General features: G+C 72.5%; 14 protein-coding genes. 8 read left to right on the top strand and 6 right to left on the bottom strand.

All coding sequences use genetic code 11. The features are described from left to right. Positions 1–52 precede the first annotated feature (52 nt). The 8 genes from OHT51_RS39095 (at position 53) to hypE (ending at position 9,044) form a co-directional block, all read left to right on the top strand. Positions 53–904: a PaaX family transcriptional regulator gene (locus OHT51_RS39095; RefSeq protein ID WP_328883640.1), complete on the top strand. Its 852-nt coding sequence runs from the start codon at positions 53–55 to the stop codon at positions 902–904. A gap of 130 nt (positions 905–1,034) precedes the next feature. Next, positions 1,035–2,780 carry a hydrogenase maturation protein gene (locus tag OHT51_RS39090; RefSeq protein WP_328883639.1) on the top strand — a complete coding sequence of 582 codons (1,746 nt, stop codon included), beginning with the start codon at positions 1,035–1,037 and terminating at the stop codon, positions 2,778–2,780. Further along, complete coding sequence (locus OHT51_RS39085; protein WP_328883638.1) at positions 2,777–3,364, top strand: hydrogenase maturation protease; 588 nt, start codon at positions 2,777–2,779, stop codon at positions 3,362–3,364. The genes OHT51_RS39090 and OHT51_RS39085 overlap by 4 nt, the downstream gene beginning before the upstream one ends. 38 nt (positions 3,365–3,402) lie before the next feature. After that, a complete protein-coding gene (gene hypB, locus OHT51_RS39080; protein ID WP_328883637.1) occupies positions 3,403–4,188 on the top strand; it encodes a hydrogenase nickel incorporation protein HypB in 786 nt (261 codons plus the stop codon). Next, a complete protein-coding gene (hypF, locus tag OHT51_RS39075) occupies positions 4,185–6,518 on the top strand; it encodes a carbamoyltransferase HypF (protein WP_328883636.1) in 2,334 nt (777 codons plus the stop codon). Before hypB ends, hypF begins: the two co-directional genes overlap by 4 nt. Positions 6,519–6,521: 3 nt before the next feature. After that, complete coding sequence (locus OHT51_RS39070; RefSeq protein WP_328883635.1) at positions 6,522–6,842, top strand: HypC/HybG/HupF family hydrogenase formation chaperone; 321 nt, start codon at positions 6,522–6,524, stop codon at positions 6,840–6,842. Continuing rightward, complete coding sequence (gene hypD, locus OHT51_RS39065) at positions 6,839–7,981, top strand: hydrogenase formation protein HypD (protein WP_328883634.1); 1,143 nt, start codon at positions 6,839–6,841, stop codon at positions 7,979–7,981. The genes OHT51_RS39070 and hypD overlap by 4 nt, the downstream gene beginning before the upstream one ends. Beyond that, on the top strand, positions 7,974–9,044 hold the full coding sequence (hypE, locus tag OHT51_RS39060) for a hydrogenase expression/formation protein HypE (protein WP_328883633.1): 1,071 nt from the start codon (positions 7,974–7,976) through the stop codon (positions 9,042–9,044). The genes hypD and hypE overlap by 8 nt, the downstream gene beginning before the upstream one ends. A 55-nt stretch (positions 9,045–9,099) precedes the next feature. Here hypE and hypA read toward each other — a convergent pair whose 3' ends face one another. Genes hypA through OHT51_RS39030 form a run of 6 tightly spaced genes read right to left on the bottom strand, consistent with a single transcriptional unit; the run spans position 9,100 to position 12,881 of the window. After that, the gene (hypA, locus tag OHT51_RS39055; protein WP_328884577.1) at positions 9,100–9,456 is read right to left on the bottom strand and encodes a hydrogenase maturation nickel metallochaperone HypA; all 357 of its coding nucleotides are present in this window, start codon (positions 9,454–9,456) and stop codon (positions 9,100–9,102) included. 7 nt (positions 9,457–9,463) lie between these two features. Further along, positions 9,464–9,664, bottom strand: coding sequence for a hypothetical protein (locus OHT51_RS39050; protein WP_328883632.1), 201 nt, complete (start codon positions 9,662–9,664; stop codon positions 9,464–9,466). A gap of 22 nt (positions 9,665–9,686) precedes the next feature. Then, positions 9,687–9,893, bottom strand: a complete 207-nt coding sequence (locus tag OHT51_RS39045; RefSeq protein WP_328883631.1) for a hypothetical protein — start codon at positions 9,891–9,893, stop codon at positions 9,687–9,689. Positions 9,894–9,935: 42 nt separating this feature from the next. Beyond that, positions 9,936–10,532 carry a DUF5947 family protein gene (locus OHT51_RS39040; protein ID WP_328883630.1) on the bottom strand — a complete coding sequence of 199 codons (597 nt, stop codon included), beginning with the start codon at positions 10,530–10,532 and terminating at the stop codon, positions 9,936–9,938. Then, positions 10,529–11,095, bottom strand: coding sequence for a NifU family protein (locus OHT51_RS39035; protein WP_328883629.1), 567 nt, complete (start codon positions 11,093–11,095; stop codon positions 10,529–10,531). Before OHT51_RS39035 ends, OHT51_RS39040 begins: the two co-directional genes overlap by 4 nt. Continuing rightward, the gene (locus tag OHT51_RS39030) at positions 11,088–12,881 is read right to left on the bottom strand and encodes a nickel-dependent hydrogenase large subunit (RefSeq protein WP_328883628.1); all 1,794 of its coding nucleotides are present in this window, start codon (positions 12,879–12,881) and stop codon (positions 11,088–11,090) included. The genes OHT51_RS39035 and OHT51_RS39030 overlap by 8 nt, the downstream gene beginning before the upstream one ends. Positions 12,882–12,966: the final 85 nt, after the last annotated feature.

Genomic DNA, 12,966 nt, shown 5'->3' with positions numbered 1-12,966 from the left:
TGCCGTACGACCGCCCGCCCCGCCGGCGGTGGGCGGTCGTACGCTGTGCACCGTGGAGGACGACGACATCCTGGACACCCCGGTCACCGCGGAGGGCCCGCAGCAGCGGCCCCAGTCGCTCATGCTCACCTTCTTCGGCAATCACGTCCTGGAGGAGGGCGACCTGTGCGTCTACTCGGGCAGCATCATCGAGGTACTCGGCCGCGTCGGGGTCGGTGAACAGGCCGTACGCTCCACGCTCACCCGCATGGTCAACCGCGGTCTGCTGCGGCGCCGGCGCGAGGGCCGCAAGATGTTCTTCGGCCTGACCCCGCAGGCGACGCGCGTCCTGGAGGACGGCCGTACCCGCATCTGGAAGCAGGGCGCGGTCAACGACGACTGGGACGGCTCCTGGACCCTGCTCGGTTTCTCCCTTCCCGACTCCTGGAATCGCCGGCGCCACGACCTGCGCTCCCGGCTGGCCTGGTCCGGATTCGGCGCGCTGTACAGCGGGCTGTGGATCGCCCCCGGGAAGGTCGACGTCGCCGCGGTGGTCGCGGAGCTCGATCTCGCCGACCACGTCAAGATCTTCCACGCCCTGGCGGACGACAGCACCGACATCGCGCAGATGATCCACGGCACCTGGGACCTGGAGAGCATCGCCGCTCGCTATGTCACGTTCGACAAGCGGTGGACGGCCCACCTCGACGCGGGGGCCGGGGACGACCCGATCGGAACCCGGCTGCGGCTGGTCAGCGAATGGCTGTGGACCATCCGCACGGACCCGAGGCTGCCCGCCCGGCACCTTCCCCCCGAGTGGCCGGCCCGCGCCGCCCAGGAGACCTTCCGGCGCGTCGCCGAGCACACCGAGCTGCCCGCGCGGCGGATGGCCGGCGAGCTGCTGGAGACCACCCCGTTCGGGTAGACGGACGGCGCCGGGCAGCCTCGCGACCGGACGGGAATGCGATCCGGATGGCGGACGGGAACAGGCGGCGAGCCGCGAAACGCCGCCGTGGTCCTTCGCGGCCCTCCCCCGACCGGCGAACATGCCTGTCATGGACATCTTGCTCGTCGCCAGCGCGTTCAACAGCCTGTCCCAGCGTGTGTACGCCGAACTGTCCGACCAGGGGCACCGGGTGGAGGTCGTACTCGCCTCGCACGGACCCGAAGCGGTCCGGGCCGCCGTACGCGAGACGCGTCCGGAGCTGGTCGTCGCTCCGATGCTCAAGACGGCGCTGCCGGAGGACGTGTGGCAGGAGCACACCTGTCTGATCGTGCATCCGGGCCCACCCGGCGACCGCGGCCCGTCCTCCCTCGACTGGGCGATCTCCGAGGAGGCGTCCCACTGGGGTGTGACGGTGCTTCAGGCCGAGGCTGCGATGGACGCGGGCGCCATCTGGGCGGACGGGTCCTTCCCGGTGCCGGCGGCCGGCAAGAGCGACCTGTACCGCAACGAGGTCTCCGACGCCGCCTCGGCCGCCGTCCTGCTGGCGGTGGAACGATTCGCCGACGGATCGTTCAAGCCGAAGGAACAGAGCGATCCCGCGATTGCCGTGGTGTGGCGCGACTTCCTCCGCCAGGAGCGGCGACGGATCGACTGGGAGAACGACAGTACGGCAACGGTGCTGCGCAAGCTCCGTGGGGCCGACTCGCAGCCGGGTGTCCTGGACGAACTGTGCGGCCGGGAGGTGTTCCTTCACGGCGGGCACGGCGAGGACCACCTGCGCGGGCGCCCCGGCGAGCTGCTCGCGACCCGGTCCGGCGCGGTCTGCCGGGCCACCCGGGACGGCGCGGTGTGGATCCCGGAGCTGCGCCCCCGCAAGAGCTCCGGCGACCCGGCGCCGTTCCGCCGCCCCGCGGCCTCGGTGGTCGCCGGCTTCCCGGCTCCGTCCGGCACCGGCCAGGGGACGCCACGCCATGACGGCGGCCCGCACTGGCTGCCGGAGGACACCGTCCCGCTCGAACTGCCCCCGGACCGCGCCACCTGGACCGACATCCGCTACCGGCAGCACGGCGAGGTCGGCTTCCTGTCCTTCTCCTTCCCCGGCGGCGCGATGAGCACGGACCAGTGCCGCAGGCTGCTCGCCGCGTACCGGCGCGCGCTCACCCGTCCCACCTCGGTGCTGGTACTCGGCGGCACCTGCGACTTCTTCTCCAACGGCATCCATCTGAACGTCATCGAGGCCTCGCCCGACCCGGCGGGCGAGTCGTGGGCCAACCTCAACGCCATGAACGACCTGGTCGAGGCGGTTCTGCGCACGACCGACCGCCTGGTGGTCGCGGCCCTGGGTGGCAACGCGGCCGCCGGCGGCGTGATGCTCGCCCTGGCCGCCGACCAGGTGTGGTGCCGCACGGGCAGCGTCCTCAACCCCCACTACCGGCGCATGGGCCTGTACGGGTCGGAGTACTGGACGTACACGCTGCCGCGCCGCGTCGGAGCCGAGACGGCCGCGCGGCTGACGACCGAGGCGCTGCCCGTGAGCGCGGCGACGGCCGCACGGATCGGCCTGGTGGACCGTCTGGTACCGGTCCCGGCGCGGGAGTTCACCGGGGAGGTCGAGCACATGGCTGCCGCCCTCGCCGCGGACACGGACCTCACGGCGCGGATCGCCGCGAAGGCCGCGGCGCGGCGGGCGGACGAGGCGCGGCGACCGCTCGGCGAGTACCGGCGGGACGAACTCGCCCGCATGCGTGCCATCTTCTTCGACCCGCGGGCCCCGTACCACTCCCTGCGCTCGGCCTTTGTCCGCAAGCAGCCGAGCGGCTCCGCGAACCCGCTGGCCACCGGGGGTGCGCGATGAGCACCCGCCTGCTGGTGGCCGGCGTCGGCAACATCTTCCTCGCGGACGACGCCTTCGGCCCCGAGGTGATCCGCGCCCTGGAGATGCGTCCGCTGCCGCCCGAGGTGCGGGTGCGGGACTTCGGCATCCGCGGCATGGACCTCGCGTACGAGCTGCTCGACGGCTACGACACGGCCGTCCTCGTCGACGCGTCCGTACGGGGACACGAGCCGGGCACCCTGTCGCTGATCGAGCCGGAGCTGCCCGACGGCACCGCGGGCGGGCCCGTTCCCGAGGCACACGGCATGGACCCGGCGAAGGTCCTGGCGCTGGCCGGCCACCTGGGCGACGAGCCGCTCCCACGCGTCCTCGTCCTCGCCTGCGAGCCCGAGCTGCGGCCGCGCGGCGACGAGGACATCGCGCCGGGTATCAGCGCGACCGTGCGCGACGCCGTCGGGCGGGCGGTCGCGGCCCTGCACACGATGGTCCCGGTGCTGCTCGCCGACCCGGCGGCCAGGCCCCCGTTGAGCCGCCCGGAGGAATCCACGGACCCCTGCGCGGCCGGTCTCCCGCGCCTGGTGGCCGAGGGCGCGGAGGATCGATAGCGGTCCGAACCCCCGATCCCCCGCTGGGAGCAGCGCTCATGTGCGATTCCGTGGACGAGGTCACTCAGGCCGTCCTGGCGAAGAACGACGATCTGGCCGCGAGCCTGCGCGAGGAACTGGCCCGGCGTGGTGTGAGCGTGGTCAACCTGCTGTCCAGCCCGGGCAGCGGAAAGACGGAACTGCTCGGGCGTGTGCTGGCCAGGGCGGTGGAGCGGGCCATCCCGGTGGCCGCGCTCACCGCCGACCTGGCGACCGACAACGACGCCCACCGGCTCGCCCGTTCGGGGGCGCCGGTGAAGCAGCTGCTGACCGACGGGCTGTGCCATCTGGAGGCCCGGCAGCTGCGCGGCCATGTGGAGAGCTGGCTGCCGGAGGGCACCTCGCTGCTGTTCGTGGAGAACGTCGGCAACCTCGTCTGCCCGGCCTCCTACGACCTCGGCGAGAGCATGCGGATCGTGCTGATGGCGGTGACGGAGGGCGAGGACAAGCCGCTGAAGTACCCCACGGCGTTCGGCTCCGCCCATCTGGTGGTGCTCACCAAGACCGACCTGGCCGGGCCCGCCGGTTTCGACCAGGCCGCCTTCGCCGCCAACATCCAGCGGGTCAACCCCGGGGTGGAGCTGATGTTCTCCTGCGCCCGGACCGGCGACGGGGTCGACACCCTGCTGGACCGGGTGCTCGCGGTGCGGGACGGGGCCGCGGTCCACCGCCCTCCGCTGGCGCCCCGCCCCCACAGCCACGCTCACGCCCAGAGCGACACTCACATCCCCACCCACACGCATGAGGACGCCGCTTCCGGCCTCGCGGCCGGCCGCGTCTCGTGACGGCGCCCACCACTGAGGCGTTGCGCCGCCGCGTCACCGTGCGCGGCACGGTGCAGGGCGTGGGTTTCCGCCCGTACGTGCACCGCCTGGCCTCCGACCTCGCCCTGGCGGGGTTCGTGAGCAACACGGCGAGCGGTGTCCTCATCGAGGTGGAGGGCCCGCCGGACGGTGTCGTCGACTTCTGCGAACGGCTGGCCGCCCAGCCCCCGCCGCTGGCCTCCGTCACCGCCGTCGGGTTCGAGGATCTGCCCGTCACCGGCGCCGACGACGCCTTCACCATCCGCTCCACCGACCGCTCCCCCGGCCGCACGCTGCTGCCGCCCGACACGGCGACCTGCGGCGACTGCCTGCGGGAGCTGGCCGATCCGGCCGACCGCCGCCACCGGCACCCGTTCGTCACCTGCACGCACTGCGGGCCGCGCTTCACGATCGCCACGGGCATGCCGTACGACCGGGCGGTCACGACCATGGCCGGCTTCCCGATGTGTCCCGACTGCGCCGGGGAGTACGGCGATCCGGGCGACCGCCGCTTCCACGCCCAGCCCGTGGCCTGCCCCGACTGCGGCCCTCGGCTGCGCCTGGTGCCCGCTGCCGGGAGCGCCGTCCGGCCCGCGCGGGACGCCGATGCCCTGGCAGCGGCACGGGCACTGCTCGCCGCCGGAGGGATCGTCGCCGTCAAGGGCCTCGGCGGCTACCACCTGGCGTGCGACGCCACCGACGCCCGGGCCGTCGACACGCTGCGCGCCCGCAAGGCACGCGGCGGCAAGCCGTTCGCGGTGATGTGCTCGGACCTCGATGTCGTGCGGCGGATCGCCGTACCGTCCACGGCCGAGACGGCCGCCCTCACCGGCCCCCGGCGCCCCATCGTCCTGCTGCGCCGACGCGCGGAGCACGACACCCTCGCGCCCGGCGTCTGCCCCGGCAGCCCGCACGTCGGCGTGATGCTGCCCTACACCCCCGTACACACCCTGCTGTTCGGCCTGCCCGGTGATCCGCCGGGCCCGCGGGTGCTCGTCATGACCAGCGGAAACCGCTCGGGGGAACCCATCGTCACGGACGACGCCGAGGCCCTGACCCGGCTGGCCGGTCTCGCCGACGCCTGGCTGGCCCACGACCGGCCCATCGCGTCGCCATGCGACGACTCCCTGCTGCGGGTACGCCCCGACGGCACGGAGCAGGTGCTGCGCCGGTCCAGGGGGTATGCCCCCCGCCCGCTGCGTCTGCCGGTCGCGGTGCGGCCCGCGCTGGCCGTGGGCGGCGACCTGAAGAACGCCCTGTGCCTCGGCGAGGGCGACCACGCCTGGTTCGGGCCGCACATCGGCGACATGGGTGAGCTGGCCACCCTGGAGGCGGCCCGGCGGGCGGAGTCCCAGATGCGGGCACTGACCGGCGTCGGCCCCGAACTCGTCGCCGCCGACCGGCACCCGGGATACCACTCGTCGCGCTGGGCCCGGCAGAGAGCCTCCCAACTGCCTTTGCGCTCCCCCCTGTTCGTCCAGCATCACCACGCGCACATCGCCTCGGCGATGGCCGAGCACGGCCTCGACGGCACCACACCCGTGATCGGGGTCGCCTTCGACGGCACGGGCTACGGCGACGACGGCACCGTCTGGGGCGGCGAGATCCTGCTCGCCGACTACAACGGCTTCCGGCGCTACGGCCGGCTCACCCCGGCCCCGCTCCCCGGCGGCGACGCGGGCGTGGCCAACCCGTGCCGCCTGGCCCTGGCCCGGCTGTGGGCGGCAGGCCTGCGGTGGGACGCGGACCTCCCCAGCGTGGGTGCCTGCGCTCCTGACGAACTTGCCTTACTGGAACGCCAGTTGACGCGCGGTCTGGCCTGTGTGGCGACCTCCAGCATGGGCCGGCTCTTCGACGCGGTGTCGTCCCTCGTCGGCGTCTGTCATCGCGCGCAGTACGAGGCGCAGGCGGCCATGGAGCTGCAGTCCGCCGCCGCGGCGGCCTGGGACGCCGACACCTCGGCATACGCCTTCGGACTCGCCGGCGGCGCCTACGACCCGGCGCCCGTGCTCGGCGCGCTGATCGCCGATCTGCGCCGCGGCACCCCGGCTCCCGTACTCGCCGCGCGCTTCCACCGCGGCGTGGCACGGGCCGTCGCGGCGGTCTGCCGGCGGGCGCGCCGGGACACCGGACTGACCACCGTCGCCCTGAGCGGCGGGGTGTTCGCCAACGCGCTGCTGGAGGAGGAGTGCACGCGGCTGCTGACCGGGGACGGCCTCACGGTGCTCCGGCACGGCGAAGTCCCGCCGAACGACGGCGGGTTGGCCCTCGGCCAGCTGGTGGTCGCGGCGCACGAACGACAGAAGGAGTGACCCATGTGCTTGGCAGTGCCCGGCAAGGTCGTGTCCATCGACGACACCGCGGATCCGCTCACCGGGCTGATCGACTTCGGTGGGGTGCAGAAAGAGGCGTGTCTGGAGTACGTGAGCGACGTGCAGGTGGGTGAGTACGTCATCGTGCACGTCGGCTTCGCGCTCCAGCGCCTGGACGAGGAGTCGGCACTGGCCTCCCTGAAGCTCTTCGAGGAACTGGGGCTGCTGGAGGAGGAGTTCGGGGACGCCTGGGAGCAGGCGGCCAAGGAGGCGGGCGGCGCCGCGGTGGCGGACCGCCAGGACAGCGGGAGTGAGGCCCGGTGAAGTACATCGACGAGTTCAACGACCCCGATCTCGCGCGGCGGCTGCTGGACGAGATCCGTGCCACCGCCACCCGGCCCTGGGCCCTGATGGAGGTGTGCGGCGGGCAGACCCACTCGATCATCCGGCACGGCATCGACCAACTGCTGCCCGAGAACGTGGAGTTGATCCACGGCCCCGGCTGCCCCGTCTGTGTCACGCCGCTGGACGTCATCGACCAGGCGCTGGAGATCGCCTCGCGGCCCGACGTGATCTTCTGCTCGTTCGGCGACATGCTCCGGGTGCCGGGCACCGACCGCGACCTGTTCCGGGTCAAGGGCGAGGGCGGCGACGTACGCGTGGTCTACTCGCCGCTCGACGCCCTGGAGCTGGCCCGCCGCAACCCGGACCGGGAGGTGGTGTTCTTCGCGATCGGCTTCGAGACGACCGCACCGGCCAACGCGATGGCGGTGCACCAGGCGCGCCGGCTGGGCCTGAGCAACTTCAGCCTGCTGGTGTCGCATGTGCGGGTGCCCCCCGCGATCGAGGCGATCATGACGTCGCCCGAGTGCCGGGTGCAGGGCTTCCTGGCCGCCGGGCATGTGTGCAGCGTGATGGGGACGGGCGAGTACCCGGGGCTCGCCGAGCGGTTCGGCGTTCCGATGGTGGTGACCGGCTTCGAACCGCTGGACATCCTGGAGGGCATCCGCCGGGCGGTGCGCCAGCTGGAGCGCGGTGAGCACCGGGTGGAGAACGCCTACCCGCGCGCCGTGCGCGAGGAGGGCAACCCGGCCGCCGTGCGGATGATCGAGGAGGTGTTCGAGGTCACCGACCGGAACTGGCGCGGTATCGGGCGCATCCCGTTGAGCGGCTGGCGGCTGGCCGACGCCTTCCGTGCGTACGACGCCGAGCACCGCTTCGATGTCGGCGGCATCCGCACCGAGGAGCCCGCCGAGTGCCGCAGTGGCGAGGTCCTCCAGGGGCTGATCAAGCCGACCGAGTGCGCCGCGTTCGGCACCACGTGCACTCCGCGCACTCCGCTCGGCGCCACCATGGTCTCCAGCGAGGGTGCCTGCGCGGCCTACTACCTGTACCGCCGCATGAACGCGCCGACTCCGCAGGCCGACCGGGCCGCGCGGGAGGAGATGAACCCCGTTGCCTGAACAACTCGCCGAGACGGTAGACCCGGCCAACTGGTCCTGCCCCGCTCCGCTGCGCGACCAGGGGGTCGTGGTGATGGGGCACGGCGGCGGCGGCGCGCTGTCGGCGGAGCTGATGGAGCAGGTCTTCACCCCCGCCTACGGCAACGCCACGCTGGCCGGGCTCGCGGACTCCGCCGTCCTCGAACTGGGCGGCGCGCGGCTGGCGTTCTCCACCGACTCCTACGTGGTCAGGCCGCTGTTCTTCCCCGGCGGCTGCCTCGGCGACCTCGCGGTCAACGGCACCGTCAACGACCTGGCGATGAGCGGCGCCGAGCCCGCGTATCTGTCCGCCGCCTTCGTACTGGAGGAGGGCGTCGGGCTGACCGTGGTCGAGCGGATCGCGCGGGCCATGGGCGCGGCGGCCGAGGCCGCCGGGGTCACGATCGCCACGGGTGACACCAAGGTGGTGGAGTCCGGGCACGGCGACGGCGTGTACGTCACCACTGCCGGAGTGGGACTCGTGCCCGACGGGGTGGACATCCGGCCCCAGCGTGCCCGGCCCGGTGACGCCGTCATCGTCAGCGGACCGATCGGCCTGCACGGGGTGGCGATCATGAGTGTGCGGGAGGGCCTGGAGTTCGGGGTGGAGGTGGCCAGCGACACCGCGCCGCTGGCCGGCCTGGTGGCGGCCATGCTGGCGGTCACCCCGGACATCCATGTGCTGCGCGATCCCACCAGGGGCGGCCTGGCCGCGTCCCTCAACGAGATCGCGCGGGCCTCCGGAACCGGTGTGCGGCTGCGCGAGCGGGCCATTCCGGTGCCGGACGCGGTGGCGAACGCCTGCGGTTTCCTGGGGCTCGACCCGCTCTACGTCGCCAACGAGGGCCGGCTGGTCGCCTTCGTGCCCCCGGCGGAGGCGGAGGGCGTCCTCGCGGCGATGCGCGCCCACCCTCAGGGCACCGGGGCCACCCTGATCGGCGAGTGCGTCGCCGACCATCCCGGGATGGTGGTGGTGGCCACCGGGCTCGGCGGGACCCGGGTGGTGGATCTGCCGCTGGGTGAGCAGCTGCCGCGTATCTGCTGATCAGGTCCGGACGTGCGTGGGCCCCGCCGAGGGTGTTCGGCGGGGCCCACGCACACTATGCCGAGGCCGGTAACGGCTCGATCCCGGCGATCTCCAGTTCCCGGCCGCTGCGCAGGTCCGTGGAGGGCACGTCGCAGCGCGGGCACCAGAAGAACGGGGGCATGCCCACCGGGAACTCCTCGGCGCACGGACCGCACCAGGCCTGCGCGGGGATCTGCTCGACCACCAGGCGCGCCTCGGCGAGGGGGGTCCCGTCCCGGGCCACCTCGAAGGCGAAATCCAGGGCGTCGGGGACGACGCCCGCCAGTTCGCCGACCCGGACGGTCACCGCCGAGACGGACTCGGTTCCGTCCGCCCGGGCCAGCTCACCGGCCCGCTCGATGATCGCGGTCGCGATCGACAGCTCGTGCACCACCGGCTCACGGGTACCGGCGACCGGCGCGGAACCCGCCGGCCATCCGCCAGATCCGGGCCTCGCGCCTGAGGCTGGGCAACTCCCAGAGCAGCGCGGCGAGGACCAGGCCGCCCACCAGGGCCGCCTCGGCCATCAGCACCCGCTGTCCGCTCATCCCGGCTCGTCTGCCCGTGGCAGCCGACCACTGTGCTCGTTGGACCTTCATTGCGGCGACTCCCTGCTGTCTCTCATCCCGGTGAGATGTTCGGCATGGTCTCCACGAGCACGTCATGCCGTTTCCAATGGATCCCGGTGGCACGGCGCGCGTCGGCGGTGCCGTCCTCGTGGTGGCCCTTCTGGTCCTTGTACCGCCCCCGGTTGCCCTGGTGAATGCCGGCCACGTGCCCGGGGGTGTCGGGCTTCGCCTGGGCCCGGCCCACTCTGATGCTGCCCATGGGGTGATCTCCTTCCTCGCCTCCGACCTGCGGAGTACGTGCTCAGGACCGCTCGGTGAGGTCCTCGAAGAACCGCTCGACGGCCGGCCAGACCTGGCCGCCGCCGGACAGGCCGCGCCACTCCCGGCGTACGACGGCGACCATCCGGTAGCAGTCGTCGATCGGCACGATCCAGTGGTGGTCGAGGCCGTGGACGGTGTTCACCAGCAGTGCCTCCACCTCGGGTTCCACGGAGGCGAGCTGCGGACACGTCTCGGCGAGCCCGATCCACGCCGCCGCGTCCACCTCCCAGCGCATGGCACCCGCCGGGCTCGGGCCCTGCGCGGTGACGGTGCCGTCCGCGCGGGGCACGAAGAAGACCAGGCCGACGGGTACGCCCAGCGCCGCCGTGTCGACCTTGGGCAGCCGGATCCGGCGCCGGGGCACCAACCGGTAGTGCCCGTCACCCGCTCCGGCACCGGCGAACAGCACCGAGCAGGGGCCACAGACGCACCGCACCTCGTCCTGCCCGGTGTCGTACAGGTGCGCGTGCTCGTCCGGCACCGGCGCGGCACACAGGTCGCACGCCTCCACCCCGGCCGCCGCGGTGCGGTCGGCCGAGGAGCGGATGAGGCGGGCCAGGGCTCCGTCGGTGGTCACCGTGCGCCCCGGTGCGTCAGTGTGGCGAGCGGTACGAACGCGGGGGCGGGGGCCGGGGCCGCGGCCGTCAGCGGTTCCACCGCCGTCAGCTCGGGAGCCACGGCGAGCACCGCCTCGCGGACCGCGTCGGTGACGTCCATGGCACCGGCACCGGCACCGCACCCGGAGCCGCATCCGCCGCCCGACGTCATGCGCACCCGGGCCACCTGTCCCTCCACGCCGGCCCACTCCACGTCACCGCCGCGTTCCTGTACGGCGGGACGCAGCCGTTCCACCGCGCGGGCCGCCCGGAGCTCGGCTGGCTCCGGGTGGACGTCGTGCAGGACCAGCAGGTGGCCCAGCAGCTCGTCGTCGGCCAGGCGCTCGGCCAGCTGACCGTCCGCGTGGTCCATGACGCGGGCCAGCGCCTCGCCGTAGACCTCGGTCAGCAGTCCCACCGCCTCGGTCGCGGAGCGCGTGGTGGGGCCGGGTGCGGACTCCAGGCCCGCCAGCAGCTCGTCGAGCCGGGCGAGCCGGGCCTCCACGTCCGGGTCCGCCAGCCGGGCGGCACCGGCCTCAGCCATGGTTCGCCCCGTACGTCGGCGAGTGCAGGGTGGTGAGCGTCTTGCCCTTGCCGACGTACATGTGGACGCCGCACGGCAGACACGGGTCGAAGCTGCGGACCGTGCGCATGATGTCGACGCCCTTGAAGTCGTCCGGCCCGTTCTCCTCGAAGATGGGCTGGCCCTGGACGGCGTCCTCGTACGGCCCGGGGGTGCCGTAGATGTCGCGCGGGCTGGCGTTCCACGGCGTGGGCGGGTACGGGTGATAGTTGGCGATCTTCTTGTCCTTGATCACCAGGTGGTGCGAGAGGACACCGCGGACCGCCTCGTGGAATCCGCAGCCGATGGCCTCGTCGGGCACCTCGTAGTTCTCGAAGACCTTGGTCTCGCCGGCCCGCACCAGCCCCATGGCCTCTTCCAGGAACTGCAGGGCCATGGCGGCCGCGTAGGCGACGAAGTAGGGCCGGGCGCGGTCGCGCTCGATGGTGTTGCTCCACTGCGGGATGCGCCACTCCAGGGTGGTCTCCGGCAGGGTCTCGCCCTTGGGCAGCGAGATGCGCACGCTGTGCCCGGTGGCCTTGATGTACGGGGTGTCGACCAGGCCGCTCAGCGCGGTCGACCACAGCCGGGCGAGCGGGCCGCCGCCGGTGTCGAGGGCGAGGTGCTGGTCGGTCCGCTTGTCGTACCAGCGCGGGCTCATGACCCAGCTGTACTTGTCGTCGAAGTTGCGCTTCTGCGGCACCGGGACGGTGGTCTGGTTCCACGGGTGGCGCATGTCGACGGGGTTGCCGAGCGGGTCGTGCGTGACGAAGGGCGATTCGTTCACCCAGTCCTCGTAGTACGAGCTGCCGAGCATGATGCGCAGACCGAGGTTGATGTCGACGAGGTTGTTGGTGACGAGTTCACCGTCGACGATGATGCCGGGGGTGACGTACATCGCCTTGCCCCAGGTGTTCATCGTCTCGTAGCGGTAGTCGACGACCTTGGGGTCCTGGAAGGCACCCCAGCAGCCCAGCAGGACGCGGCGGCGGCCGACCTCCTCGTAGCCGGGCAGTGCCTCGTAGAAGAAGTCGAAGACGTCGTCGTTCATGGCGACGGCCTTCTTCACGAAGTCGATGACCCGCATGAGCCGGCTGAGGTAGTCGGTGAAGGCGGTCGGCTGCGGCATCGTGCCGACGCCGCCCGGGTACAGCGTGGACGGGTGGACGTGCCGCCCCTCCATCAGGCAGAACATCTCCCGGGTGACCCGGCTGACCTTCAGGGCCTCCTTGTAGACCTCACCCTCGAAGGGGTTGAAGGCCTTCATGATGTCGGCGATCGTCCGGTAGCCGTGGATCTCGCCGCGCGGTGCATCGGTGCGTTCGGCGCGGGCCAGCAGACCGGGGTTGGTGGCCTTGACCATCGCCTCGCAGAAGTCCACGAAGACCAGGTTGTCCTGGAAGATCGTGTGGTCGAACATGTACTCGGCCGCTTCGCCGAGGTTGACGATGTGCTCGGCCAGCGGGGGCGGCTTGACGCCGTAGGCCATCTGCTGGGCGTAGTCGGAGCAGGTGGTGTGGTTGTCGCCGCAGATGCCGCAGATCCGGGACGTGATGAAGCCCGCGTCGCGCGGGTCCTTGCCCTTCATGAACACGGAGTAGCCGCGGAAGAGCGACGAGGTGCTGTGGCATTCCACGACTTCCCGGTTGGCGAAGTCGATCTTCGTGTAGATGCCCAGGTTCCCGATGATCCGGGTGATCGGATCCCAGGACATGTCCACGAGCTGTGGCGGCTTGCGCTCCGTGGGCCGGGCCTCGGTGGTGGTCATCTGCGGTGCTGCCCCTCGCTGTCGGTGATGTGCGGGTGGGTGAGGTGGGGGTCGTGCGGCGTGCGGACCTGCGCGCGCGGCGTCA

The sequence above is a fragment of the Streptomyces sp. NBC_00299 genome, assembly GCF_036173045.1.
GTDB classification, from domain to species: Bacteria; Actinomycetota; Actinomycetes; order Streptomycetales; family Streptomycetaceae; genus Streptomyces; species Streptomyces machairae.
This window is presented reverse-complemented; position numbering and strand designations above follow the sequence as displayed.

Coding starts and splice junctions, on each gene's coding strand:
- OHT51_RS39090 (WP_328883639.1), top strand. CDS start 1,035: ATGGACATCTTGCTCGTCGCCAGCGCGTTCAACAGCCTGTCCCAGCGT.
- OHT51_RS39085 (WP_328883638.1), top strand. CDS start 2,777: ATGAGCACCCGCCTGCTGGTGGCCGGCGTCGGCAACATCTTCCTCGCG.
- hypB (WP_328883637.1), top strand. CDS start 3,403: ATGTGCGATTCCGTGGACGAGGTCACTCAGGCCGTCCTGGCGAAGAAC.
- OHT51_RS39070 (WP_328883635.1), top strand. CDS start 6,522: ATGTGCTTGGCAGTGCCCGGCAAGGTCGTGTCCATCGACGACACCGCG.
- OHT51_RS39050 (WP_328883632.1), bottom strand. CDS start 9,664: ATGAAGGTCCAACGAGCACAGTGGTCGGCTGCCACGGGCAGACGAGCC.
- OHT51_RS39045 (WP_328883631.1), bottom strand. CDS start 9,893: ATGGGCAGCATCAGAGTGGGCCGGGCCCAGGCGAAGCCCGACACCCCC.
- OHT51_RS39035 (WP_328883629.1), bottom strand. CDS start 11,095: ATGGCTGAGGCCGGTGCCGCCCGGCTGGCGGACCCGGACGTGGAGGCC.
- OHT51_RS39030 (WP_328883628.1), bottom strand. CDS start 12,881: ATGACCACCACCGAGGCCCGGCCCACGGAGCGCAAGCCGCCACAGCTC.